At 61.9% G+C, this 22,615-nt stretch carries 22 protein-coding genes; 13 read left to right on the top strand and 9 right to left on the bottom strand.

Annotated elements, in window-relative coordinates:
• Nucleotides 1-20: 20 nt before the first annotated feature.
• The 6 genes from flhA to hypA form a co-directional block, all read right to left on the bottom strand.
• A complete protein-coding gene (gene flhA / locus HMPREF1024_RS14785; RefSeq protein WP_004185384.1) occupies nt 21-2,093 on the bottom strand; it encodes a formate hydrogenlyase transcriptional activator FlhA in 2,073 nt (690 codons plus the stop codon).
• 236 nt (nt 2,094-2,329) lie between these two features.
• On the bottom strand, nt 2,330-3,340 hold the full coding sequence (hypE, locus tag HMPREF1024_RS14790; RefSeq protein WP_009308481.1) for a hydrogenase expression/formation protein HypE: 1,011 nt from the start codon (nt 3,338-3,340) through the stop codon (nt 2,330-2,332).
• Nucleotides 3,337-4,458 carry a hydrogenase formation protein HypD gene (gene hypD, locus HMPREF1024_RS14795; RefSeq protein ID WP_004145781.1) on the bottom strand — a complete coding sequence of 374 codons (1,122 nt, stop codon included), beginning with the start codon at nt 4,456-4,458 and terminating at the stop codon, nt 3,337-3,339. The genes hypE and hypD overlap by 4 nt, the downstream gene beginning before the upstream one ends.
• Nucleotides 4,458-4,730, bottom strand: coding sequence for a HypC/HybG/HupF family hydrogenase formation chaperone (locus HMPREF1024_RS14800; protein WP_002914934.1), 273 nt, complete (start codon nt 4,728-4,730; stop codon nt 4,458-4,460). Before HMPREF1024_RS14800 ends, hypD begins: the two co-directional genes overlap by 1 nt.
• Nucleotides 4,721-5,593 carry a hydrogenase nickel incorporation protein HypB gene (hypB, locus tag HMPREF1024_RS14805; RefSeq protein WP_004181043.1) on the bottom strand — a complete coding sequence of 291 codons (873 nt, stop codon included), beginning with the start codon at nt 5,591-5,593 and terminating at the stop codon, nt 4,721-4,723. Before hypB ends, HMPREF1024_RS14800 begins: the two co-directional genes overlap by 10 nt.
• 3 nt (nt 5,594-5,596) lie before the next feature.
• Complete coding sequence (gene hypA / locus HMPREF1024_RS14810; RefSeq protein WP_002914928.1) at nt 5,597-5,941, bottom strand: hydrogenase maturation nickel metallochaperone HypA; 345 nt, start codon at nt 5,939-5,941, stop codon at nt 5,597-5,599.
• Between the two features lie 209 nt (nt 5,942-6,150).
• On the opposite strand from hypA, the gene hycA reads away from it, so the two are divergent.
• The 9 genes from hycA (at nt 6,151) to hycI (ending at nt 13,955) form a co-directional block, all read left to right on the top strand.
• Nucleotides 6,151-6,600, top strand: coding sequence for a formate hydrogenlyase regulator HycA (hycA, locus tag HMPREF1024_RS14815; RefSeq protein WP_002914925.1), 450 nt, complete (start codon nt 6,151-6,153; stop codon nt 6,598-6,600).
• Between the two features lie 82 nt (nt 6,601-6,682).
• Nucleotides 6,683-7,291: a 4Fe-4S dicluster domain-containing protein gene (locus HMPREF1024_RS14820; RefSeq protein ID WP_004151047.1), complete on the top strand. Its 609-nt coding sequence runs from the start codon at nt 6,683-6,685 to the stop codon at nt 7,289-7,291.
• Nucleotides 7,288-9,114, top strand: a complete 1,827-nt coding sequence (gene hycC / locus HMPREF1024_RS14825; RefSeq protein ID WP_004890213.1) for a formate hydrogenlyase subunit 3 — start codon at nt 7,288-7,290, stop codon at nt 9,112-9,114. Before HMPREF1024_RS14820 ends, hycC begins: the two co-directional genes overlap by 4 nt.
• A gap of 2 nt (nt 9,115-9,116) precedes the next feature.
• On the top strand, nt 9,117-10,040 hold the full coding sequence (locus HMPREF1024_RS14830) for a respiratory chain complex I subunit 1 family protein (protein ID WP_004149485.1): 924 nt from the start codon (nt 9,117-9,119) through the stop codon (nt 10,038-10,040).
• A 16-nt stretch (nt 10,041-10,056) separates the two neighbouring features.
• A complete protein-coding gene (gene hycE, locus HMPREF1024_RS14835; protein WP_009308480.1) occupies nt 10,057-11,766 on the top strand; it encodes a formate hydrogenlyase subunit HycE in 1,710 nt (569 codons plus the stop codon).
• 9 nt (nt 11,767-11,775) lie between these two features.
• Nucleotides 11,776-12,318: a formate hydrogenlyase complex iron-sulfur subunit gene (locus HMPREF1024_RS14840; protein ID WP_002914893.1), complete on the top strand. Its 543-nt coding sequence runs from the start codon at nt 11,776-11,778 to the stop codon at nt 12,316-12,318.
• Nucleotides 12,318-13,085, top strand: a complete 768-nt coding sequence (locus tag HMPREF1024_RS14845) for an NADH-quinone oxidoreductase subunit B family protein (protein WP_002914891.1) — start codon at nt 12,318-12,320, stop codon at nt 13,083-13,085. The genes HMPREF1024_RS14840 and HMPREF1024_RS14845 overlap by 1 nt, the downstream gene beginning before the upstream one ends.
• On the top strand, nt 13,082-13,492 hold the full coding sequence (locus HMPREF1024_RS14850) for a formate hydrogenlyase maturation HycH family protein (protein ID WP_002914887.1): 411 nt from the start codon (nt 13,082-13,084) through the stop codon (nt 13,490-13,492). The genes HMPREF1024_RS14845 and HMPREF1024_RS14850 overlap by 4 nt, the downstream gene beginning before the upstream one ends.
• Complete coding sequence (hycI, locus tag HMPREF1024_RS14855; protein ID WP_004174683.1) at nt 13,485-13,955, top strand: hydrogenase maturation peptidase HycI; 471 nt, start codon at nt 13,485-13,487, stop codon at nt 13,953-13,955. The genes HMPREF1024_RS14850 and hycI overlap by 8 nt, the downstream gene beginning before the upstream one ends.
• On the opposite strand, the gene HMPREF1024_RS14860 is transcribed toward hycI, so the two are convergent.
• The 3 genes from HMPREF1024_RS14860 to ascF form a co-directional block, all read right to left on the bottom strand.
• Nucleotides 13,952-14,260 (bottom strand): SymE family type I addiction module toxin, encoded by a 309-nt coding sequence (locus tag HMPREF1024_RS14860; protein WP_002914883.1) that lies wholly within the window; start codon nt 14,258-14,260, stop codon nt 13,952-13,954. The two genes, hycI and HMPREF1024_RS14860, sit on opposite strands and share 4 nt — an antisense overlap.
• A 181-nt stretch (nt 14,261-14,441) precedes the next feature.
• A complete protein-coding gene (locus HMPREF1024_RS14865) occupies nt 14,442-15,866 on the bottom strand; it encodes a 6-phospho-beta-glucosidase (RefSeq protein WP_004181034.1) in 1,425 nt (474 codons plus the stop codon).
• 26 nt (nt 15,867-15,892) lie between these two features.
• Entirely contained in the window at nt 15,893-17,335 is a 1,443-nt protein-coding gene (ascF, locus tag HMPREF1024_RS14870; protein ID WP_002914879.1) for a PTS cellobiose/arbutin/salicin transporter subunit IIBC, read from the bottom strand.
• A gap of 267 nt (nt 17,336-17,602) precedes the next feature.
• Here ascF and HMPREF1024_RS14875 point away from each other — a divergent pair, with 267 nt between their 5' ends.
• From HMPREF1024_RS14875 to HMPREF1024_RS14890, 4 genes are all read left to right on the top strand, one after another.
• Nucleotides 17,603-18,616, top strand: coding sequence for a LacI family DNA-binding transcriptional regulator (locus HMPREF1024_RS14875; RefSeq protein WP_004174685.1), 1,014 nt, complete (start codon nt 17,603-17,605; stop codon nt 18,614-18,616).
• 136 nt (nt 18,617-18,752) lie between these two features.
• Entirely contained in the window at nt 18,753-19,280 is a 528-nt protein-coding gene (gene hydN, locus HMPREF1024_RS14880; protein ID WP_002914875.1) for an electron transport protein HydN, read from the top strand.
• Between the two features lie 8 nt (nt 19,281-19,288).
• Complete coding sequence (hypF, locus tag HMPREF1024_RS14885; RefSeq protein ID WP_009308479.1) at nt 19,289-21,523, top strand: carbamoyltransferase HypF; 2,235 nt, start codon at nt 19,289-19,291, stop codon at nt 21,521-21,523.
• A complete protein-coding gene (locus HMPREF1024_RS14890) occupies nt 21,520-22,533 on the top strand; it encodes a HoxN/HupN/NixA family nickel/cobalt transporter (protein ID WP_009308478.1) in 1,014 nt (337 codons plus the stop codon). Before hypF ends, HMPREF1024_RS14890 begins: the two co-directional genes overlap by 4 nt.
• The last annotated feature ends 82 nt before the right edge of the window (nt 22,534-22,615 follow it).

Here is a 22,615-nt window from a genome sequence, read left to right as displayed (position 1 = left end):
GAAAGGGGGAGCGCGCGAGGTTACACCAGTTCGTCTTTATTAATACCCAGCCGCTTCATGCGTGACAGGAGCGTGGTGCGCTTGAGCCCCAGCCGCTGGGCGGCGCCTTTCGGCCCGGCCACCACGCCGTTGCTCTCCTTCAGCACCCGGACGATCAGCTGATATTCATCCTCACCTTCCTCAGGCAGGACCGCCGGCGTCCGCGGGGCTTCCACGATATCCCGCTCCGGCAGGGAGAGCTGCAGTACGTTGCCGCGGGTGAGCAATACCGCCCGTTCGATAACGTTTTCCAGCTCGCGCACGTTGCCCGGCCACTCCATACGCGTCAGAGTACGCAGGGTTTCCGCCGGAATGCTGTCGATATTGCGCCCCATGCGGCGGGCGATTTTAAAGGTAAACGCCTTCACCAGCAGCGGGATATCGTCGGGACGTTCACGCAGCGGCGGCAGATGGATCGGGAACACGTTGAGCCGGTAGTAGAGATCGCTGCGGAATTCCCTGTCGATAACCATCTGCTTGAGATCGCGGTTGGTGGCGGCGATCAATCGAACGTCGGTCTGAATCAGCTTGTTGCTCCCCAGACGTTCGAACTCCTGCTCCTGGAGGACGCGCAGCAGTTTGGGCTGCAGTTCCAGCGGCATATCGCCCACTTCATCGAGGAACAGGGAGCTTTTGTCCGCCAGTTCGAAGCGGCCGATACGCTGGGCGCTGGCCCCGGTGAACGCGCCGCGTTCGTGGCCGAACAGATCGCTCTCCAGCAGCCCGGCGGGCATCGCCGCGCAGTTCATCTTCACCATCCGCCGACCGTTGCGTCCGCTGAGGTTGTGGATAGCGCGGGCGATAAGCTCTTTGCCGGTGCCGGTTTCGCCGAGGATCAGCACGGTGCTGTCGCTCTGCGCCACCATCTCTACCTGCTTGAGCACATTGTTCATCGCCTCGCTGCGGCCGATAATCTCGCCGAATTCGCTCTCGACATTATTGAGCTGCTCGGTGAGCGCGAGGTTCTCATCCACCAGCCGCTCTTTCAGGCGCTGAATTTCGCGGTAGGCGAGGGCGTTATCGATAGCGATCGACACCCGCTCGGCGATCTGCCGCAGCAGCTTGAGATTGGTGGTGGTGAAGACCTGTTCGTCGCACTGCGCCAGCTTAAGCACCCCGAGCAGGGTATTGCCGGACATCAGCGGCAGCAGGCACAGGGTCTGGATCTTATTGCCCCACATCTCGAAGAGCATTTTCTCATACGGCGCGAGAGTGTCATGTTCGTGCAGATTAAGCAGCAGCATCTCTTTGCTTTTGAACACGCGCTCGGTGAGGGTACCGGCTTCATCCACCTCGCTCTGGTCGTGAACCGGGTGGCTGGCGTCAAGATAATGCGTGGAATAGATGTTGAGCTTCCCCTTGCGGTCGCTGCGCAGCACCACGCTGATGGCGTCGATCCGGAAGTAGCGATGGATCTCTTTCGCCACCTCGCTGACCAGCTCGTCGATATCCAGTCGCGAGAGCACCGCGTTGGTGATCGCCACCAGGATGCGAAAGTTGTCGCGCTCGTGGCACAGCAGATCGTAATCGACGTTATTGCTGACCCGGTTCTGAATCTGTTCGGTGACGACGGCGACGATCTGCGCGAAGGTATGCAGCCGCTGGAACTCTTTCTCGCTCCACGGCCGGTTGTCACGGCGGAGGAATTCGCAGCCGCCGAAGATCCGCCCGTCCGCCGCCAGCGGCAGCAGCGAATAGTATCCGAACGGACGATACAGTCCGCTGCGGATAAGCTGCGGCCAGGTGTCAGCAAAGGTTTCATGATCGCAATGCAGGGCATCCGGCCGGGAGAGTAAGCGACGCACCGGACCGTGGGCCAGGACGGTTTCATCCTCGTAGCTTACCGGATGGCCGGCCTCATCGCAGGCGTACCTGGCCGCGCGGTGATTACCCGCGTTCCACAGGATGATGGCCGCCTCATCGGCCAGCGCGGACTGTTGCACCAGACGGGTCAGGGTTTCGCTTAGCGCGGCCAGATCGGGCTGCTGTAATAAAAGCCGGGTGATATCGAACAGCCCCTGCTGGCCGAGATCGCTCATCGGTGTATACGACATTGCTTACGTCCAAAACGCGCCGACAACGCGGCGCATAAGAAAATGATGGTACAAATAATAGTATGTTAATAAAGCGGTTATTGCCGCTTTAACCCATCCATGGGCGCCCGCTGGTTTGGGCAAAATAATTACGCTGGCTTTTTCCCGGCTCGCGCTGCGCTTAGCCGGGCTACATATGCGCGCAGTTTTGTAGCCCGGATAAGGCGCCAGCCGCTATCCGGGACCCGACGCCGTCGTTAACAAATTCTCGGCAGCGGTTCGGCGTGGGGAAGATCGAGCGTCCGCTTCACGCCGTACAGCCCAACGGAACGTACGCCCGGGCGGGCGACCACTTCGCCGATTATCGCCGCATCGCGTCCTAACGCGTGAGACCGCAAATGCGCCAGCACGTTTTCCGCCTCGTCGCGGGCGACGGCGAGCACCAGCTTGCCTTCATTGGCGAAGTTCAGGGCGTCCAGACCAAGCAGCTCGCAGACGCCGCGCACCGTGTCGTTGACCGGCAGCGTTGCCTCCTGCAGTTCGATGCCGCAGCCGCTGGCGGCGGCGAACTCATGGGCGACCGCGTTAACCCCGCCGCGGGTGGCGTCGCGCAGGGCTTTCACTCCGCTCAGCGGGCGCAGGGTCTGGATAAGCGGCGTCAGCACCGCGCAGTCGCTGGACAGCGCGCCGTCCAGCCCCATCTGCTCGCGCAGGTTAAGGATGGTGGCGCCATGATCCCCCAGCGTGCCGCTGACCAGCAGCACATCACCGGCGCTAATCTGCTGCGTCCCCCAGCGAACGTCCGCCGGGATGGCGCCGATGCCGGCGGTGTTAATAAACAGCTTATCCGCCGCGCCGCGCGGCACCACTTTAGTGTCGCCGGTGACGATGGCGATCCCTGCCGCCCGGGCGGTGTCGGCCATGCTGGCGACCACCGCTTCCAGGGTGGCCATCTCCAGCCCCTCTTCGAGAATAAAGCCGCAGGAAAGATAGCGCGGGATGGCGCCGCTGACCGCCACATCGTTGGCGGTACCGCAGACGGCCAGCTTGCCGATATTGCCGCCGGGAAAGAACAGCGGGTCAATCACGTAGCTGTCGGTGGAGAAGGCGAGGCGGTCCCCCTGGGCGGCGAGCGCCGCCAGATCGAGGCGCGCCTGATCCTCCTGCTCCGCCAGCCAGGGGTTGGCGAAGGCCTGCATAAACAGGTCGCCGATCAGCTGCTGCATTGCCTGTCCCCCGCTACCGTGGGCTAACTGGACGCTTTTCATACTTCATTTTCCTGACTGCGATATTGATACCAGGCGGCGCAGGCCCCTTCAGAGGAGACCATTAGCGCGCCAAAGGCGCTTTGCGGATTGCAGGTGCTGGCGAAGAGCGGGCACTGGTGCGGTTTACAGCGGCCGGTCAGCACCTCGCCGCAGCGGGCGCGCGGGTCGTCGCACACGCGCTGCGGCGCCGGGCGAAAATGCGCCTCGGCATCGAAGCGCTGATAGGCTGGCGTAAGCTGCACGCCGGAGTCGCTGATGACCCCCAGGCCGCGCCATTCGCTGTCGCCATCCAGGCGGAAGACGTCGGCCATCGCCGCCTGCGCCAGCGGGTTGCCGGCATCCGGCACCACGCGACGGTACTGATTTTCCACATCGCTGCGCTGCGCTATTGTCTGCTCAACCAGCATCACCGCGCCTTGCAGTAGATCAAGCGGTTCGAAACCGGCGACCACTAAAGGACGGTGATAGTCGCTGGCGATAAAGCCGTAGGCCTCGGTGCCGATCACCATACTGACGTGGCCCGGGGCGAGAAAGGCGTCGATTCCGTTCTCCGGCTGGTCCAGCAGGCTGCGCAGGGTCGGCAGCAGGGTGATGTGCTGGCAGAAAAAGTAGAAGTTATCGACGTTGCGCTCTCGCGCCTGACGCAGGGTCAGGGCGGTAGCGGGCATGGTGGTTTCGAAACCAAGACCAAAAAAGACCACCTCGCGCTGCGGATTTTGCTGCGCCAGCCGCAGAGCGTCCATCGGCGAGTAAACGATGCGGACATCGGCGCCGCGGGCTTTCGCCTGCAGAAGCGAGCCGTTTTTACCCGGCACGCGCATGGCGTCGCCGAAGGTGCAGAAGATCACTCCCGGGCGGCTGGCAATCTCAATGCAGGCGTCGATGCGCCCCATCGGCAGGACGCACACCGGGCAGCCGGGCCCATGAATAAATTCGATGTTCTCCGGCAACAGCTGGTCGAGCCCGAATTTAAAAATGGCATGGGTATGGCCGCCGCAGACCTCCATGATGCGCAGCGGTCGCGCGGCGGTGTGCGGCAGCAGACGAGCACGCTGCTGAAGATGGGCCACCAGCTGCATCACCTGTTCGGGGGCGCGGTATTCATCTACGTAACGCATTATCGCTCCTCGCCGTACAGCAGCGCGCCGACGTCCGGCTCCACGTCAAACATATTTTGCAGCGCCTCGAGGGTGTCGCGGGCTTCGGCTTCATTAATGACGCTCATGGCGAAGCCGACGTGCACCAGCACCCACTGGCCGAGCCGCGGCTGGCCCTGCTCATCTACGGCGCCGACCAGCGTCAGGTCGACGTCGCGCTGAATACCGCAAACTTCCACCTTCGCCAGCACGCCGTCGATGGCGCAAATTTGTCCCGGAATGCCTATGCACATCGCTGCGTCTCCAGCCAGGTGAGCCACTGCTCCATGCCTTCGCCGCTGGTGGCGGAGACAAGAATAATTTCAATATGCGGATTGACCTCGCGGGCGCAGGCCAGGCACCGCTCAACGTCGAAATTGAGATACGGCAGCAGGTCGACTTTGTTGAGCAGCATCAGGCTGGCGGCGGCGAACATATGCGGATACTTCAGCGGTTTGTCTTCGCCTTCGGTGACCGACAGCACCGCCACCTTATGGCGCTCGCCGAGATCAAAGCTGGCCGGGCAGACCAGGTTGCCGACGTTTTCGATAAACAGAATGCCGCGGTCAGCCAGCGGCAGGCGCGGGGCGGCGTCGGCGATCATCTGGGCGTCGAGATGGCAGCCTTTCCCGGTATTGACCTGAATCGCCGGGGTGCCGGTGGCGCGAATGCGGGCAGCGTCATTGACCGTTTGCTGATCGCCTTCAATCACCGCACAGTCGGCGCGTCCTTTCAGCCGGGTGAGGGTTTCGGTGAGCAGGGTGGTTTTGCCGGAGCCGGGGCTGGAAACCAGATTTAGCACCAGCTGCTGTTTTGCTGCGAAGCGTGCGCGGTTGCGTGCCGCCAGGCGGTTGTTTTTATCCAGCACGTCGATCTCCACTTCCAGCATTCGCCGCTGGCTCTGCCCCGGGGCGTGGGTACCCGCTTCGCCGTGGCCGTAATGCAGGTCGCCCTCTGGCGTGCGGGTGGGGGCGAAGTGGTCGGTTTTGACACCGGTGATGGTCATCGTCTGGCGTGGGGCGGGCGCGAAGGGGGCGCTGCGGAACGCGGAATGCGGGTTTCGTTCGTCTCCTTCAATATAGAGGTTGCCTTCGCCACAGCCGCATGTTGTACACATAATTTACTCCAATTCTAAACGCTGAATCTGTAAGCCGTCATCCGCCACGATCTGCAGCTGGTCGTTATTGCAGTGCGGGCAGCGGCGAACGTGCTGCGAGACAAGATGGACGTACTGCTGACAGCGATCGCACCAGCATTCAGCCTGTTGTTCGGCGATATGCAGTTCGCACCCCTCCGCCAGCGTGCCGCGGCAGACCAGCTCAAAGCAGAAGGTCAGGGCGCTGGCTTCCACGCAGGAAAATGCGCCGACCTTGAGCCACACGCCGGTAACCCGCCGCGCGCCGGCCTGCTGCGCCTGTTGTTCAATAATTTCCAGCGCCCGCTGGCTGAGGGTGATTTCGTGCATAGTCGCCTCCGTATCGCGATGCGCCTTCTATGCAATAACGATGCCAGAATGAAATCGTCGTGGCAGTCAATGTCGATGTCGACGCCCCGGGGCTGTCATCGACATGTCGTATCGGCAGAGGTCGATATAAAAACATAGTTAAATCAATTAAATAAAATCTGGCATGAAAAATGCTTAGAGGGTGCATCTCATGCTACGGAGAAACCGATATGACTATTTGGGAAATAAGTGAAAAGGCGGATTACATCGCCGACCGTCACCGGCAGCAGCAGGAGCAGTGGCACATCTACTGTAACTCGCTGGTTCAGGGGATCACCTTGTCGAAGGCCCGCCTGCATCACGCGATGAGCTGCGCGCCGGACAAAGAGCTGTGCTTCGTGCTGTTCGGCCATTTTCAGGTGTTCGTCGCCCTCGCGGAAGGCTTCAACAGCCACACCATCGAGTACTACGTCGAAAACAAAAACGGCGGTGATAAGTATCTGATTGCTCAGGCCACCCTCGCAATGGATGGCACGGTGGACGGCCGCATCAGCAACCGCTCCCGCGACCAGGTGCTGGAGCACTATCTGGCGATTATCGCCACCGTCTATGACCGTCTGTATGACGCCATGGAACAAGACCAACCGGTGGATTTAAGCCATCTGGCGCTGACCCACTGATCGTAAGGTGTCGACACGTGTCGAAAATGACACCTGCGCAACCTGATTTCGTCAAAAATGACTTTCACCCGAGGATGACCCGGTGAACCGTTTTGTAATTGCTGACTCCACTGTCTGTATCGGCTGCCGCACCTGCGAAGCCGCCTGCTCTGAGACGCATCGCCAGCACGGCCTGCAGGCTATGCCGCGGCTGCAGGTGATGCGTAATGAAAAAGAATCGGCACCGCAGATGTGCCACCACTGTGAAGATGCCCCCTGCGCCACCGTCTGCCCGGTTAACGCCATCCAGCGCGTCGATGGCGCGGTCCAGCTCAACGAGAGCCTGTGCGTAAGCTGCAAACTGTGCGGCATTGCCTGCCCGTTCGGCGCCATTGAATTTTCCGGCAGCCGCCCGCTGGATATCCCGGCGAATGCCAATACCCGGCTGGCGCCCCCCGCGCCGCCGGCGCCGGCGCGCGTCAGCTCGCTGCTCGACTGGGTACCGGGCGTGCGCGCTATTGCCGTGAAATGCGACCTCTGCCACTTCGATGACCAGGGCCCGGCCTGCGTGCGGACCTGTCCGACCAACGCGCTGATGCTGGTGGATAGCCGTGATATCGCCCAGGCCAGCAAGCGTAAACGTCAGCTGACCTTTAATACCGACCTTGGCGACTTGTCGCTGTTCCAGGCGCAACAGGGGGAGAGGGAATGAGTGTAATTGGATTAGTGAATCAGGCGGTGGCGTGGTATGCCGCCAGCGCCGTACTGGCCTTTCTGTTTGCCATGCGCAAACCGCTCAGCGGCGCCATTGCCGGGATCGGCGGCGCGGTGGCCAGCGCCATGCTGGTGGTCGCCGGCGGCGCCGCGCTGCTGATGCCGGAGCGGATCCACGGCGGCATGCTGCAGTTTCTCCACCTGACGATACGGGTGGGGGGCGTCAACGCGCTGTGGCTGCTGGCCATCGGCCTGTCGGCGCTGCCGGTGTCATTGTTCAATATTAGCTGGCATCGCCACCCGCAGGTGAAGGCCAACGGCCCGCTGGTCAACCTGCTGCTGGCCGCCGCGACCTGCGCGGTGGTGGTGACCAATATCGGTTCACTGGTGGTGATGGCGGAGATCATGGCGCTCTGCGCGGCGTTTCTCACCGGCTGCGCCGCCTCCGGTAAGCTGTGGTTTGCCCTGGGGCGTCTCGGTACTTTGCTGATGGCCTGGACCTGCTGGCTGGTGTGGTCAACCTACGGCACCCTCGAGCTGGCGCAGATCAACCTTCAGGCGGTGGATATGATGCAGAACCCGCTGCTCTGGCTGCCGGGTCTGGTGGGGTTCGCCCTGCTGGCCGGGGCGATCCCGCTGCACGGCTGGGCGCCGCAGGCCCACGCCGGGGCCAGCGCGCCGGCCGCCGCGCTGTTTTCCACAGTAGTGATGAAAGTCGGTCTGTACGGCATGCTGACCGTTTCGCTGGCCGGCGGCGTGCCGCCGCTGTGGTGGGGCGTGATGCTGCTGGCGCTGGGGATGATCACCGCCTTTATCGGCGGACTGTATGCGCTGATGGAGCATAACATTCAGCGCCTGCTGGCCTATCACACCCTGGAGAATATCGGCATTATCCTGCTGGGGCTGGGCGCCTTCGTCACCGGCGTGGCGACCCGCAACAGCACGCTGATGGTGCTGGGCTTTATCGGCGGCATGTATCACCTGATTAACCACAGCCTGTTCAAAACCACGCTGTTCCTCGGTGCCGGAGCGGTGTGGTTCCGCACCGGCCATCGCGATATCGAGAAGCTGGGCGGCATCGGTAAAAAAATGCCGCTGATCTCCCTCGCCATGCTGGTGGGGCTGATGGCAATGGCGGCCCTGCCGCCGCTGAACGGCTTCGCCGGCGAATGGGTTATCTATCAATCCTTCTTCAAAATGAGCACTGGCGACCTGTTTATTGGCCGTCTGCTGGGGCCGCTACTGGCCGTTGGCCTGGCGATCACTGGCGCACTGGCGGTGATGTGTATGGCGAAAGTCTATGGCGTGACCTTCCTCGGCGCGCCGCGGACGAAAGAGGCGGAAAACGCCACCTGCGCCCCCTGGCTGATGACCCTGAGCGTGGTGCTGGCGGCGGTCTTCTGCCTCGTTGGCGGCATCGCCGCGCCGTGGCTGCTGCCGCTGGTGAGCGGCGCCTTCCCGGTGCAGGCTCAGGTATCGAGCGTGGTGTCGCAGCCGATGATCGCGCTGCTGCTTATCGCCTGCCCGCTGCTGCCGTTCCTGCTGATGATCTTCTTTAAAGGCGATCGCCTGGCGGCGCGCTCGCGCGGCGCGGCGTGGGTCTGCGGTTACGACCACGAGCAGTCGATGGTGGTAACGGCCCACGGCTTTGCCATGCCGGTGAAAGAGGCCTTTGCGCCGTTGCTGAAGCTGCGTCACTGGCTGAACCCGGTGCGTCTGGTGCCGGGCTGGCAATCGGCCTCGGCGCCGGCGCTGCTACGCGGGATCGCGCTGGTTGAGCTGGCGGTGCTGGTGGTGATTGTCATTTCGCGAGGAGCCTGAGAATGAGTCTGTTAATTGCATTGCTACAGGCGCTGGTGCTGTTTGCCGTCGCGCCGCTGTTGTCCGGGATCGTTCGCGTCGCCCGCGCGCGGCTGCATAACCGCCGTGGACCGGGGGTACTGCAGGAGTATCGCGATATCCTGAAACTGCTGGGCCGCCAGAGCGTCGGTCCTGACGCCTCGGGCTGGGTGTTTCGCCTGACGCCGTACGTCATGGTGGGCGTGATGCTGACCATCGCCACCGCGCTGCCGGTGGTGACGGTAGACTCCCCGCTGCCGGTGCTGGGGGATCTCATCACCCTGATCTACCTGTTCGCCATCGCCCGTTTCTTTTTTGCCATTTCCGGTCTGGACACCGGCAGCCCGTTTACCGCGCTGGGCAGCAGTCGCGAAGCGATGCTCGGCGTGCTGGTGGAGCCGATCCTGCTGTTGGGCCTGTGGGTGGCGGCGCAGGTCGCCGGCTCGACCCATATCAGCGCCATCACCGATACCCTTTACCACTGGCCGGCGGCGCGCAGCATTCCACTGATTCTGGCGTTATGCGCCTGCGCCTTCGCCACCTTTATCGAGATGGGCAAACTGCCGTTCGATCTGGCGGAAGCGGAGCAGGAGCTGCAGGAAGGGCCGCTGTCGGAATACAGCGGCAGCGGCTTTGGCATCCTGAAGTGGGGCATCAGCCTCAAACAGCTGGTGGTGCTGCAGATGTTTGTCGGGGTCTTCTTCCCGTGGGGCCAGATGACCAGCTTCAGCGTCGGCGGCCTGCTGCTGGCGCTGGTGGTCGCCATCGTTAAGCTGGTGGTTGGGGTGCTAATTATCGCGCTGTTTGAAAACAGCATGGCGCGTCTGCGTTTTTGTGCCACCTCCCGCGTCACCTGGGCCGGGTTTGGTTTCGCCTTTTTAGCTTTCGTCTCCTTGCTGGTGGCGTGATTAAGAGAGTTTGAGCATGTCTGAAGAAAAAATCGGTCAACACTACCTTGCGGCGCTGCACCAGGCCTTTCCCGGCGTGGTACTGGACGAAGCCTGGCAGACTAAAGACCAGTTAACCATCACCGTGAAGGTCAACTACCTGCCGGAAGTGGTGGAGTTTCTCTACTACCAGCAGGGCGGCTGGCTGTCGGTGCTGTTCGGCAACGATGAACGTAAGCTCAACGGCCACTACGCGGTCTATTACGTGCTGTCGATGGAGCAGGGCACCAAATGCTGGATCACCGTGCGCGTGGAAGTGGACGCCAACAAACCGGAATACCCGTCGGTGACGCCGCGCGTCCCGGCGGCGGTATGGGGCGAGCGCGAAGTGCGTGATATGTACGGCCTGGTGCCGGTCGGCCTGCCGGACGAACGCCGGCTGGTGCTGCCGGACGACTGGCCGGACGAACTCTATCCGCTGCGCAAAGACAGCATGGATTATCGCCAGCGTCCGGCGCCGACCACCGACGCCGAAACCTACGAGTTTATTAACGAGCTCGGCAGCAAGAAAAACAACGTGGTGCCGATTGGCCCGCTGCACGTCACCTCTGATGAACCTGGCCACTTCCGCCTGTTCGTTGACGGCGAGAACATTATCGACGCCGACTACCGCCTGTTCTACGTCCATCGCGGGATGGAAAAGCTGGCGGAAACCCGCATGGGTTATAACGAAGTGACCTTCCTGTCGGACCGGGTGTGCGGCATCTGCGGCTTCGCCCACAGCACCGCTTACACCACCTCGGTGGAGAACGCGATGGGCATCGTGGTGCCGGAGCGGGCGCAGATGATCCGCGCCATTTTGCTGGAGGTGGAACGCCTGCACTCGCACCTGCTGAACCTCGGTCTGGCCTGCCACTTTACCGGCTTTGACTCCGGCTTTATGCAGTTCTTCCGCGTGCGCGAAACCTCGATGAAGATGGCAGAGATCCTTACCGGCGCGCGTAAAACCTACGGCCTGAACCTGATCGGCGGGATCCGCCGCGACCTGCTGAAAGAGGACATGATCCAGACCCGTCAGCTGGCGCAGCAGATGCGTCGCGACGTGCAGGAGCTGGTGGATATGCTGCTCAGCACGCCGAATATGGAACAGCGTACCGTCGGTATTGGCCGTCTGGACCCGGAAATCGCCCGCGACTTCAGCAACGTCGGCCCGATGGTGCGCGCCAGCGGCCACGCCCGCGACACCCGCGCCGACCACCCGTTTGTCGGTTACGGCCTGCTGCCGATGGAAGTTCACAGCGAACAGGGCTGCGACGTGATATCTCGCCTCAAGGTGCGGATCAACGAGGTTTACACCGCGCTGGATATGATTGATTTCGGTCTCGATAACCTGCCGGGCGGCCCGCTGATGGTGGAGGGGTTCACCTATATTCCGCACCGCTTCGCGCTGGGCTTCTCCGAGGCGCCGCGCGGCGACGATATCCACTGGAGCATGACCGGCGACAACCAGAAACTGTATCGCTGGCGCTGCCGGGCGGCGACTTACGCCAACTGGCCGACCCTGCGCTATATGCTGCGCGGCAACACCGTTTCCGATGCGCCGCTGATCATCGGCAGCCTCGACCCGTGCTACTCCTGTACTGACCGCATGACCGTGGTCGATGTACGCAAGAAGAAGAGCAAAGTGGTGCCATACAAAGAGCTGGAGCGCTACAGCATCGAGCGTAAAAACTCGCCGCTGAAATAAGGAATCGCCATGTTTACCTTTATTAAAAAAGTTATTAAGACCGGCACCGCGACGCACGCCTACCCGCTGGAGCCGATGCCGGTGGACAAAAACTTTCGCGGCAAGCCGGAGCATACGCCACAGCAGTGTATCGGCTGCGCGGCCTGCGTGAACGCCTGCCCGTCGAACGCCCTGACGGTCGAGATCGATCTGGCCACTAACCAGCTGGCGTGGCAGTTTAACCTCGGGCGCTGCATCTTCTGCGGTCGCTGTGAAGAGGTGTGCCCGACGGCGGCGATTAAGCTGTCGCCGGAGTATGAGCTGGCGGTGTGGAAGAAAGAGGATTTCCTCCAGCAGTCGCGCTTCGCTATCTGCCACTGCCGGGAGTGCCAGCGTCCGTTCGCGGTGCAGAAGGAGATCGACTACGCCATCGCGCTGCTCAAGCATAACGGCGATACCCGCGCCGAGCTGCACCGCGAAAGCTTCGAAACCTGCCCGGAATGCAAGCGCCAGAAATGCCTGGTGCCGTCCGATCGTATTGAACTGACCCGCCACATGAGGGAGGCCAGCTGATGAGTACTTTACTTGGCCCGCGCGATGAAAACGGCATTCCCGTGCCGATGACGGTGGATGAATCCATCGCCAGCATGAAGGCCTCGCTACTGAAGAAGATTAAACGTTCGGCCTACGTCTACCGCGTCGACTGTGGCGGCTGCAACGGCTGCGAAATCGAAATTTTCGCCACCCTTTCGCCGCTGTTCGACGCTGAACGCTTCGGGATTAAGGTGGTGCCTTCGCCGCGCCATGCCGATATTCTGTTGTTTACCGGGGCAGTGACTCGCGCGATGCGCTCCCCGGCGCTGCGCGCCTGGCAGTCGGCGCCGGATCCGAAGATCTGTATCTCCTACGGCGCCTGCGGCAACAGCGGCGGCATCTTCCACGACCTGTACTGCGTCTGGGGCGGTACCGATAAAATCGTACCGGTCGACGTCTATATTCCGGGCTGCCCGCCGACGCCAGCCGCCACGCTGTACGGCTTCGCCATGGCGCTTGGCCTGCTGGAGCAGAAAATTCATGCCCGTCTGCCGGGTGAGCTCGACGAACAGCCGACCGAGCTGCTGCATGCCGATATGGTGCAGCCTCTGCGGGTGCGCATCGATCGCGAAGCGCGGCGTCTGGCGGGCTATCGCTATGGACGGCAGATTGCCGATGACTATATGCGTCTGCTTGGCCAGGGCGACAGTCAGGTGCTGCGCTGGCTGGAGGCGGAGAAAGATCCGCGTCTGACCGAGATCGTCACCCATCTCAACCAGGTGGTCGAGGGGGCGCGTATCCGATGAGCGAGACGGTGGTGTTCAGTCAGCTGAGCCGTAAATTTATTGATGAGAACGACGCCACGCCGGATCAGGCGCAGCAGGTGGTCTATTACAGCCTGGCGATTGGCCACCACCTCGGCGTCATCGACTGTCTGGAGGCGGCGCTGAGCTGCCCGTGGGACGCGTATCTGGCATGGATCGCCACCCTTGAGGCCGGAAGCGCCGCGCGGCGCAAAATGGAGGGCGTGCCGAAGTATGGCGAAATCGTCATCGACAGCAGTCATGTGGCGATGCTGGCCAACGCCTTTGATAAAGCGCAGTCCGCGCAGACCCCGCAGCAGCAGGCGTGGAGCAAAACCCTGCTCAGCATGCTGCATGATATTCACCAGGAGAGCGCCATCTACCTGATGGTGAGGAGATTACGTGACTGACGTTTTACTCTGTGTCGGCAACAGCATGATGGGCGACGACGGCGCCGGCCCGCTGCTGGCGGAGATGTGCGCGGCGAACCCGGCCGGCCAGTGGGTGGTCATCGACGGCGGCAGCGCGCCGGAAAACGACATCGTGGCGATCCGCGAATTACGCCCCGAACGCCTGCTGATTGTCGATGCCACCGATATGGGCCTAAACCCCGGCGACATTCGCATCATCGATCCCGACGACATCGCCGAGATGTTTATGATGACCACCCATAACATGCCGCTCAACTATCTGGTCGATCAGCTGAAAGAAGACGTCGGCGAGGTGATTTTCCTCGGCATTCAGCCGGATATCGTCGGTTTTTATTATCCGATGACCCAGCCGGTGAAAGAGGCCGTTGCCCGGGTGTATCAGCAGCTGGCAGGCTGGCAGGGCAAGGGCGGCTTTACTCAGCTGGAGGCCGCGGACGACTAGCCCTGCGGCGAACCGGGCTCTCCGCCGGCGCACGACTGGCCGGAAGGGAGCCCCGTTCCCGGCGCTGCCAGCTCAAGATTCTCTATCACTAATTTACCGGGCGACACCGAGACTCTGACCTGCGTGCCGACCGGAAACCCCGCCTGCTCCAGCCAGTCGCCGTTTAAGCTTAATGCCGCGTGGCGGGTGTAGCGCCGCGTCTCCCGCGTTTTGCGGTCCTCATGGCGTTTTCTGACATATCCCACGGTTAACTGGCGAATGGCCCTGGCTATCCCTCTGGCTGCGGTAGGGTGCTGTGCGCTCATGATGTGCTCCTTGCTGAAGATACCCCGGTAAAAGTACTGGATAAAATACCAGTTATTGTAAACAGGTGGCAAACCAGAAACTGGAATCAGGCTCGAGAAAAAAGCATGTAATGGATGCAACAGATAGCCGACGTCCGTCCCCCGGTTATCGCGGGGAACGGGCGCGCGTGGGCGAGGGTGCTTAGTCGAGATCGGCGCCGTTACTGGCTATCACCTTCTGGTACCAGAAGAATGACTTTTTACGCTTACGCGCCAGGGTGCCGTTGCCGGCATCGTCGCGATCGACATAGACAAAGCCGTAGCGCTTGCTCATCTCGCCGGTGGACGCCGAGACCAGATCGATGCAGCCCCAGCTGGTGTAGCCCATTACCGGAATGCCGTCGCCGATAGCATCGCGCATCGCCCTGATGTGCTCGCGCAGGTAGCTGATGCGATAGTCGTCATTGATGTCCCCATTGGCATCGATCTCATCGCGGGCGCCAAGCCCGTTTTCCACCAGGAACAGCGGTTTCTGATAGCGGTCGTACATCATGTTCATGGTGATGCGCAGGCCCAGCGGGTCGATGCCCCAGCCCCATTCGCTGGCCGGAATGTGCGGGTTCTTCAGCGACTTGACGATGTTGGCGGCATTGGTGTTGCTGGCGTTCATCTCCGCCGAGGCGCAGCGCGACGCGTAGTAGCTAAAGGAGACGAAATCGACGGTGTTTTTGAGGATCTCGTCATCGCCCGGCTGTTTCGCAATCGTGACCCCTTTTTCCCGGAACACCCGCGCGGCCCACACCGGATAGGCGCCGCGGGCCTGGACATCGATAAAGAACAGGTTTTCGCGGTCCTTCTCCAGCGCCATCCATACATCTTCCGGCTTGCAGGAGTAAGGGTAGAAATTACCGCCGGCCAGCATACAGCCGACCTGATTTTGCGGGTTAATCTCATGGGCGATTTTCGTCGCCAGCGCGCTGGCTACCAGCTCGTGATGCGCGGCCTGATACTTCACCTGCTCCTGATTTTCTCCCTCCTCAAACACCAGACCGGCGCCGGAGTAGGGGCTGTGCAGCATGATGTTGATTTCATTGAAGGTGAGCCAGTATTTCACCAGGCCGTCAAAAGCTTCAAAGCAGGTGCGGGCGTAGTGGCTGAAAAAATCCACCATTTTGCGGTTGCGCCAGGAGCCGTACTCCATCACCAGATGCATCGGCACGTCAAAATGGCACAGGGTGACCAGCGGCTCGATACCGTGCTTTTTGCACTCCTCGAACAGTGAGCGATAGAAGGCGATGCCCTGCGGATTCGGCTGCTGTTCGTCGCCGCGTGGGAACAGGCGGCTCCAGGCGATGGAGGTGCGAAAGACGCTGAACCCCATCTCGGCCATCAGGGCGATATCTTCTTTATAGCGATGGTAAAAATCGATCGCCTGGTGGCTGGGGTAAAATTCGTCTTCACGCAGCGTAAAGCGCTTCTCCAGGCCTAATTTTACCGGCAGGCGATGCGCGCCGTGGGGAAGGGTATCCACGGTGGTCAGCCCCTTACCGCCTTCAAGATAAGCGCCTTCAGACTGGTTGGCGGCCAGTGCGCCGCCCCATAAAAATCCCTGTGGGAAACTCGCCATGCATTACCTCATTATCAATAGTGTATTCAGGCGTGGGATGCCTGGGCCCGGGCCTGGCGCGCTCTGGCGTCGGCAGCGGCCTGCTCAACGGGAATGTCCTCAAAGCCAAGGATCAGCGTCAGGGCAAACGACAGCACCACCGACAGCGCCATCACGCCAAACACCCAGACGATGGTCATTGGATTGGCCGGATCGAAAAACTGCACGCTGGTAAACAGCCCCGGCGCCGCCATCGAATGGCTGGCCAGTCCGGCAATGCCTGCCACCGCGCCGCAGATAAAGCCGCTGATTAAGCTGGCGATCAGCGGGCGCTTCAGGCGCACCGCCACGCCGTACAGCGCCGGTTCGGAAATCCCGGCCAGAATCGCCGATGCCGCGGCGGCCAGCGCCGTCTGGCGCAGCTCCGGGTTTTTGGTTTTCCACGCTACCGCCAGCGAAGAGCCGCCGAGCGACAGGTTGGCGCCGATCTCCGACGGCATCACCATACCCTCTTTGCCGGTTTCGGCGATGGTCTGAATGATGGTCGGCGTAAAGACGCGGTGCATACCGGTCATCACCAACAGCGGCCACAGCCCGCCCATGATCGCCACCGACAGCCAGCCGAGATAGCTGTGGATCGTATACACCAGCGCGGAAATGGCGCTGCCGATCCAGATGCCCAGCGGGCCAATCAGCAGGATCGCCAGCGGGGCGGCGATCAGCACGATCAGCATCGGCTTCAGAAAGTTTTTCGTCACCGCCGGGGTAATGCGATCCACCCAGCGCTCGATATACGACAGGCACCAGGTCATCACCAGCGCCGGGATCACCGTATAGGTGTATTTCACCGCGGTAACCGGAATAAAGGCGAATTCAACGTGTTCTCCCTGGGCGGCTTTGGCCATCAATTCGATAAACCCAGGATGCACCAGCACCCCGGCGATGGCGATAGCCAGCGACATATTAGTTTTGAATTTCACCGCCGCGGAGGCGGCCACCATCAGCGGCAGGAAGAAAAATGCGCCGTCGCCGATAAGCGCCAGCAGGGTCAGCGTCGGCGAGCCTTTCGGCAACGCGCCGCTCATCTCGAGGATCATCGCCAGCAGCTTGACCATCGATCCGCCGATAATCGCCGGGATCAGCGGAGACATGGTGCCGATCAGCGCGTCGAGGATCCCGGCGCCGATGCGTTTCAGGGTCAGCGGCGCTTTGCCCTGCGGCTCAGCCGGGCGCAGGTCGCCTGGCAGCAGATTCACCACCTCGCGGTAGGCCTGGGAGACAGTGTTGCCGATGATCACCTGGCACTGGTTATCGCTGCGCACGACGCCGAGCACCCCGGCCAGGCCTTTCAGGGTAGAGCTATCGACCTGTTCGTCGTCTTTAACCACGAAGCGCAGACGGGTCATACAGTGGGTAACGGCGGCGACGTTGTCGACCCCGCCGATTGCCGCGACTATCTGTTGCGCCAGGGCTGCATAATTTTTCGACATCGGATTTTATCCTGTTTATCAATAGGGTACTGATCTGCCACCGCCCCGCATCGCCGGGCGATACCATGTTTTTATAGGAAACCGGTTCCACAAAATCATGGTGAGTTTCAGTTAATTGCACAAGAAATAAAAAAATATGATCTCAATTTTGTGATTTTGATCGCTAAGCGTCGCCGTGAGCCGGATCGCGGTGATGAACAGGGGAGTGCTGTAAAAGCGGGAAACGTGCAGTACACTGCCTGCAACTTTTGCAACAGGAAGAATCACATGGCAACGATGCTGGAGGTCGCAAAGCGCGCGGGGGTATCGAAGGCGACCGTTTCGCGGGTGCTGTCGGGCAACGGCTATGTCAGCCAGGAGACCAAAGACCGGGTGTTTAAGGCGGTGGCGGAGAGCGGCTACCGGCCAAATCTGCTGGCGCGCAACCTGGCGACCAAAACCACGCAAACCCTCGGCCTGGTGGTGACCAATACCCTGTACCACGGCGTCTATTTTAGCGAACTGCTGTATCACGTGGCGCGGATGACGGAGGATAAAGGGCGGCAGCTGATCCTGGCCGACGGCAAGCACAGCGCGCAAGAGGAGCGGGAGGCGATCCAGTACCTGCTGGATCTACGCTGCGATGCGATCATCATCTACCCGCGCTTTCTCACCGTTGATGAGATGGACGAGATCGTTGAGAACCACTCGCAGCCGATCATGGTGCTTAATCGCCGCCTGCGCCGCCACGCCAGCCACTGCGTCTGGTCCGATCAAAAAGCCTCGGCGATGCGGGTAGTGGAGCGGCTGATTGCGCTTGGCCACCGCGATATCGCCTTTATTACCGGCTCCCTTGACTCTCCCACCGGCGTCGAACGCCTCGCCGGCTACAAAGACGCGCTGGCTGGCCACGGCATCGCCCTGAACGAGGCGCTTATCGCCGAAGGGCGCTGGACGCCGGAAACCGGGGCGGCGGGGGTGGAGAGCCTGCGTCAGCGCGGGGTTACCTACAGCGCGCTGGTGGCGAGCAATGACGATATGGCCATCGGGGCGATGAAGCAGCTTCACCAGCTGGGCGTTAAGGTGCCAGAACAGGTCTCGGTGGTGGGGTTTGACGATATTGCTCTTGCGCCGTATATGGTGCCGTCGCTCGCCAGCGTCCGGGTGCCGGTGACGGAGATGATTAAAGAGAGCATCAATCGGCTGATCTTTATGCTGGATGGCGGGGAATTCAACTTTCAGCAAAGCTTTCCCGGAGCGCTGATTGAACGCGAGTCGCTGGTGGCGGGCCCCTGTGCCTGACGTCGTCAGCTGTCATCGTCACTACTGACGATGACAGCAAAGCCCAGCTATAATAGTCTTTATAATCAATATATTAAAAAGTTGGAACGTATTATGCATACTCCGGCGCGTAACCTTCTTACTGCTGGAGAAATGGATGAACCGTTTCATTATCGCCGATGCGAGCAAATGTATCGGCTGTCGCACTTGCGAAGTGGCCTGCGTGGTATCCCATCAGGAACATCAGGACTGCGCCTCCCTGACGCCTCACACCTTTCAGCCGCGTATTCACGTGATCAAAGGGGTCAATGTTTCCACGGCGACCGCCTGCCGTCAGTGTGAAGACGCCCCCTGCGCCAATGTCTGCCCGAACGGCGCCATCAGCCGCGATAAAGGCTTTGTCCATGTGATGCAGGAGCGTTGCATCGGCTGCAAAACCTGCGTTGTCGCCTGCCCGTACGGGGCGATGGAGGTGGTGGTGCGCCCGGTGATCCGCCATAGCGGCGCCGGACTGAACGTCGTGGCGGAAAAAGCCGAAGCCAACAAGTGCGATCTCTGCTTCCACCGCGAGAGCGGCCCGGCCTGCATGGAAGTGTGCCCGACGCACGCCCTCGTGTGCGTTGACCGCAACAAACTTGAGCAGATGAATATCGAGAAACGTCGCCGTACGGCGCTGGCCTGGTAAGTCAAGGCATGAACGGGGTGCAAATCCGCATTCGCGGTAAAGTGCAGGGGGTCGGTTTCCGCCCCTTTGTCTGGCAGCTGGCCCGGGCGCAGGCCCGCTGCGGCGATGTCTGTAACGACGGCGACGGCGTACTGGTGCGGCTGGTCGGGGGCGACGACGGTTTTACTGCCGCTCTGGCTGACCACTGCCCGCCGCTGGCGCGGATCGACAGCACCGCCTGCATTCCCTATCGCTGGGCGGCCACGCCGCAGGATTTCACCATCCGCGAGAGTGGGGCGGGACGGATGCGGACTCAGATTGTGCCCGATGCCGCGACCTGCCCGGCGTGCCTCGCGGAGATGAACGATCCCCGGGGGCGTCGCTACCGCTACCCCTTTATCAACTGCACCCACTGCGGCCCGCGGTTGACCATTATTCGCGCCATGCCCTACGACCGGCCCTTCACCGCAATGGCGCCGTTCCCGCTCTGTTCCCCTTGTGAGGCGGAATTCCGCGATCCTGCCGATCGCCGTTTTCACGCCCAGCCGGTGGCCTGCCCCGACTGCGGGCCGCGACTGGAATGGCGGGCAGAGGGGGAAACGCTGGACGGCGAGGCGGCGCTGCAGGCGGCTATCGCCCGGCTGGCGGCGGGCGACATCGTGGCGATAAAAGGCATCGGCGGCTTTCATCTGGCCTGCGATGCCGGTAACCCCGCTGCCGTTGCCACGCTGCGGGCGCGAAAACACCGCCCGGCAAAACCGCTGGCGGTAATGCTGCCGACGGCAACGGGCTTACCCGCCGCCGCTGCGGCGCTGATGGGCTCCCCGGCGGCGCCCATCGTACTGATTGCCAAAGCGCAGGTCTCCGGCCTGTGCGACGAAATAGCGCCAGGGCTTGCGGAAGTTGGGGTGATGCTGCCGTCTAATCCGCTGCAGCATTTGCTTCTGCAGGGCCTGGCGCGCCCCATCGTAATGACCTCCGGCAATCTTAGCGGCCGTCCGCCGGCGTTAAGTAATGCTCAGGCGCTCAATGAGTTAGCCGACATTGCCGACGGCTTTCTCTTGCATAATCGCGACATCGTACAGCGGATGGATGATTCACTGGTGCGCTCAAGCGGTGAAATGCTGCGCCGCGCCCGGGGCTACGTCCCGGACGCGCTGCCGCTGCCGCCGGGGCTAGGAGACATCCCGCCGCTGCTGGCTCTCGGCGCGGATATGAAAAATACCTTCTGCCTGGCGCGCGGCAGCGAAGCGGTGCTGAGCCAGCACTTTGGCGATCTTGGCGAGGAAGGTGTTGAACAGCAGTGGCGCAGCGCCCTGCAGCTGATGCAGAGCATTTACGCGTTTGTGCCGCAGCGGGTGGTGGTTGATGCCCATCCCGGCTATCGCTCAACGCAGTGGGCGGCCTCCCTGCCCCTGCCGCTGGAGACAGTGCTGCATCACCATGCCCACGCCGCGGCGTGCCTGGCGGAGCACCGCTGGCCGCTTGACGGCGGGGACGTTATCGCCCTGACACTCGACGGTATTGGTATGGGGGAGAACGGCGCGCTGTGGGGCGGGGAGTGCCTGCGGGTCAACTATCGCGAATGCGAACATCTTGGCGGGCTGCCGGCCGTCGCGCTGCCAGGGGGGGACCTGGCGGCACGCCAGCCGTGGCGAAATTTGCTGGCCCACTGTCTGGCGTTTGTCCCTGACTGGCAGGATTATCCGCAGGCCGCCACCCTGCGCCAGCGCAACTGGCCGCTGCTGGCGCAGGCCATCGAGCGCGGGATTAACGCGCCGCGCGCCTCATCCTGCGGACGGCTGTTTGATGCCGTTGCCTGCGCCCTGGATTGCGCGCCGGAGAGTCTGAGCTATGAAGGCGAAGCGGCCTGTCGGCTGGAGGCGCTGGCCGCCAGCTGCCCCGGCGTCAGCCACCCGGTTACGCTGCCGTGGCGCGACGACGCGCTGGATTTAGCGACCTTCTGGCGGCAATGGCTGAGCTGGCAGGCGACTCCGGCGCAGAAAGCCTGGGCATTCCACGACGCCCTGGCCTGTGGGCTGGCGGCGATGGCCCGCGACTGCGCCACCGTCCGCGGCATCGACACGATGGTCTGCAGCGGCGGGGTGCTGCATAACCGCCTGCTGGCGGCGCGATTGACCTTTTATCTGGCGGATTTTACTCTGCTGTTTGCACAGCAGTTGCCGGCCGGCGACGGCGCAATCGCCTATGGTCAGGCGGTGATCGCCGCCGCCCGCGGGCAGGCTCAAGGAATACAACCATGATAATGACAGTTTTACGCCAGCAGCCGCGCGCCGCGGGTCTGGTGCTGGGGTTGATCGCGGCGAATTTTCTGACCTGGTGCTGGGCGCTGCAGGCCTTTGGCGACAGCGGCGCGCTGATGGCCGCCAGCCTGCTGGCCTGGGGCTACGGCCTGCGCCACGCGGTGGACGCCGACCATATTGCGGCGATTGATAACGTGACCCGCAAGATGATGCAGCAGGGGCGGCGGCCTTTCGCCGTCGGGGCGTGGTTTTCGCTGGGCCACTCATCGATTGTGGTGCTGGCCTCGGCGGCGATTGCCGCGACCGCCACCGCCTTCAGCACGCAGATGAGCTGGCTGCATGATACCGGTAGCGTTATCGGCACCGCCGTGTCGGCCCTGTTTTTACTGGCGATGGCCTTTATCAACCTGGTGATTTTACGCAGCGTGTGGCGCAGCTTTCGGGCATGGAAGCGCGGAGAGCCGGTGAGCGACGAAATCGTCAGCGGCGGCGGGGTGATGAGCTGGCTGTTTGGCAAGACCTTCCGTCTGATAAGCCGCAGCTGGCAGATGTACCTGGTCGGTTTCCTGTTTGGCCTCGGTTTTGATACCGCCACCGAAATCGGCGTACTGGGTATCTCCGCCGCCGGTGCGTCGAGCGGGATTTCCGTCTGGTCGATTATGGTCTTCCCGGCGCTGTTCGCCAGTGGTATGGCGCTGGTGGATACCCTCGATAACGTGCTGATGGTCGGCGCCTACGGCTGGGCGTTCAGCAAACCGCAGCGCAAGCTCTATTACAATATGACCATCACCGGCACCTCGGTGGTGGTGGCGCTGTTTATCGGCGGCCTGGAAGCGCTGGGTTTGCTGATGGATAAGTTTGCGCTCAGCGGCGGAATATGGCGCTGGGTAGGGGCGTTAAACGACAACCTCGGCGACGCCGGATTTGTGGTGGTCGGGTTGTTTGTCGCCTGTTGGGCGCTATCGGTGCTTAACTATCGCTGGCGCGGCTACGACAATCTGGCGCGCTAGGCTGGATATGTTCCCGGCTTGCGCTGCGCTTAGCCGGGCTACCAGGACAATACCGTAGCCCGGCTAAGGCGTTTACGCCGCA

Origin of the sequence: Klebsiella sp. 4_1_44FAA (genome assembly GCF_000238715.1) — a bacterium.
GTDB lineage: Bacteria > Pseudomonadota > Gammaproteobacteria > Enterobacterales > Enterobacteriaceae > Klebsiella > Klebsiella pneumoniae.
Note: the sequence above shows the minus strand (reverse complement) of the source record. Positions and strands in the feature narration are given on the sequence as shown.

Excerpts from the sequence above, each read along its gene's own strand:
- hycE (WP_009308480.1), top strand. The coding sequence starts at position 10,057 with ATGTCTGAAGAAAAAATCGGTCAACACTACCTTGCGGCGCTGCACCAG.
- hypD (WP_004145781.1), bottom strand. The coding sequence starts at position 4,458 with ATGCGTTACGTAGATGAATACCGCGCCCCCGAACAGGTGATGCAGCTG.
- hypB (WP_004181043.1), bottom strand. The coding sequence starts at position 5,593 with ATGTGTACAACATGCGGCTGTGGCGAAGGCAACCTCTATATTGAAGGA.
- flhA (WP_004185384.1), bottom strand. The coding sequence starts at position 2,093 with ATGTCGTATACACCGATGAGCGATCTCGGCCAGCAGGGGCTGTTCGAT.
- ascF (WP_002914879.1), bottom strand. The coding sequence starts at position 17,335 with ATGTCGAAAAATTATGCAGCCCTGGCGCAACAGATAGTCGCGGCAATC.
- hycC (WP_004890213.1), top strand. The coding sequence starts at position 7,288 with ATGAGTGTAATTGGATTAGTGAATCAGGCGGTGGCGTGGTATGCCGCC.
- HMPREF1024_RS14840 (WP_002914893.1), top strand. The coding sequence starts at position 11,776 with ATGTTTACCTTTATTAAAAAAGTTATTAAGACCGGCACCGCGACGCAC.
- hypA (WP_002914928.1), bottom strand. The coding sequence starts at position 5,941 with ATGCACGAAATCACCCTCAGCCAGCGGGCGCTGGAAATTATTGAACAA.
- HMPREF1024_RS14890 (WP_009308478.1), top strand. The coding sequence starts at position 21,520 with ATGATAATGACAGTTTTACGCCAGCAGCCGCGCGCCGCGGGTCTGGTG.
- hycA (WP_002914925.1), top strand. The coding sequence starts at position 6,151 with ATGACTATTTGGGAAATAAGTGAAAAGGCGGATTACATCGCCGACCGT.
- hypF (WP_009308479.1), top strand. The coding sequence starts at position 19,289 with ATGAACGGGGTGCAAATCCGCATTCGCGGTAAAGTGCAGGGGGTCGGT.
- HMPREF1024_RS14830 (WP_004149485.1), top strand. The coding sequence starts at position 9,117 with ATGAGTCTGTTAATTGCATTGCTACAGGCGCTGGTGCTGTTTGCCGTC.
- hydN (WP_002914875.1), top strand. The coding sequence starts at position 18,753 with ATGAACCGTTTCATTATCGCCGATGCGAGCAAATGTATCGGCTGTCGC.
- HMPREF1024_RS14800 (WP_002914934.1), bottom strand. The coding sequence starts at position 4,730 with ATGTGCATAGGCATTCCGGGACAAATTTGCGCCATCGACGGCGTGCTG.
- HMPREF1024_RS14875 (WP_004174685.1), top strand. The coding sequence starts at position 17,603 with ATGGCAACGATGCTGGAGGTCGCAAAGCGCGCGGGGGTATCGAAGGCG.
- hypE (WP_009308481.1), bottom strand. The coding sequence starts at position 3,340 with ATGAAAAGCGTCCAGTTAGCCCACGGTAGCGGGGGACAGGCAATGCAG.
- HMPREF1024_RS14860 (WP_002914883.1), bottom strand. The coding sequence starts at position 14,260 with ATGAGCGCACAGCACCCTACCGCAGCCAGAGGGATAGCCAGGGCCATT.
- HMPREF1024_RS14850 (WP_002914887.1), top strand. The coding sequence starts at position 13,082 with ATGAGCGAGACGGTGGTGTTCAGTCAGCTGAGCCGTAAATTTATTGAT.
- HMPREF1024_RS14845 (WP_002914891.1), top strand. The coding sequence starts at position 12,318 with ATGAGTACTTTACTTGGCCCGCGCGATGAAAACGGCATTCCCGTGCCG.
- HMPREF1024_RS14865 (WP_004181034.1), bottom strand. The coding sequence starts at position 15,866 with ATGGCGAGTTTCCCACAGGGATTTTTATGGGGCGGCGCACTGGCCGCC.